1 protein-coding gene is annotated in these 1,124 nt (G+C 72.2%); it reads right to left on the reverse strand.

Features of this window, described 5'->3' with window-relative positions; all coding sequences use genetic code 11:
- A partial coding sequence (locus D7W79_RS42130; RefSeq protein WP_120530770.1) for a lysophospholipid acyltransferase family protein occupies window positions 1–1,091 on the reverse strand: 1,091 nt, incomplete at its 3' end.
- Between the last annotated feature and the right edge of the window lie 33 nt (window positions 1,092–1,124).

Consider the following 1,124-nt stretch of genomic DNA (forward strand, 5'->3'; position numbering starts at 1 on the left):
GACAGGCCCCACACCGCCGCGACCGCCGTGAGCCCCCACCACCACGCGACGGACACCACCACCGCGGTGAGGAACTTCACCGTGGCCTGGACGTCCAGCTCCGCGCGCCGCGCCGCCATCCGGGGCAGCGGATACGGAATGCCGAACACCGCCAGCCCCAGCGCGAACAGCGGCAGCCCGAACACCAGTCGCAAGAGCGTCTTCACCGCGAAGGGCACCACGTTGCCCGGGCGGTACTCCACGGACAGCTCCTCCGGCCGCGAGGCCTGCACCAGCGACATCCGATGGCCGAACGAGGACAGGTGCTGCCGCAGGCGCTCGTAGCGCTCCGGCTCCTGCGTCCGGAACAGCCGCACCCCTCGCGCCCACAGCCGCAGCCGCTCCGCGTCCAGCGTGCCGCCCTGGCGGAAGGCGTAGAGCTGCTCCGCCACCTGCACCACCGGCAGGTCCGCCCACTGCTCCAGGTTCAGCGTCACCGCGCGCAGGCCCTCCGCCACGCGCTCCGTCAGCGCGCGCACCGCGTCCTGCTCCGACGCCGCGTCCTTCGGCAGGAAGGGCACCACGTCGATGGGCGCCCCCTGGTCGATGAGCACCTCGCTGCGGAAGACATTCTTCGCCGCGTAGGTGAGCCCCACCGGGACGATGCGCACCGGGGCGCCCTCGCGCGCGGCGTTGAGCGCGATGCGCGCCGCGCCCGTCTTCAGCTCCGCCAGCTCCGGCTCCGAGTGGCTCTTGCCCTCCGGAAAGATGGTGATGGCCCGCCCCTGCACGAGCGCGCCCTTCGCCGCGTCCAGCGTGCCCTCGTTGCGCCCCATCTGCGTCGGGTCGTCCTGCTTGCGGTACACCGGCAGCGCGTCCAGCCCCTTCAACAGCCAGCCGATGACGGGCAGCTTGAACAGCGGCGCCTTGGCCATGAACGTCACCTGGCGCCGCGTGAGGATGAACACCAGCGCCGGGTCGATGAGCCCGTTCGGATGGTTGCCCACGAAGAGCACCGGCCCCGAGGGCGCCTCTCCCGGGGCATTCACCTTCACCCGGTAGAAGAGCCGCAGCGCCAGCGCCACCACCGCCCGCACACACGCGTAGAACACGCAGCGGACTGTATCCCGGCGCCCCTCCCCGGG

Source organism: Corallococcus exercitus (assembly GCF_003611585.1).
Classification (GTDB): Bacteria; Myxococcota; Myxococcia; order Myxococcales; family Myxococcaceae; genus Corallococcus; species Corallococcus exercitus.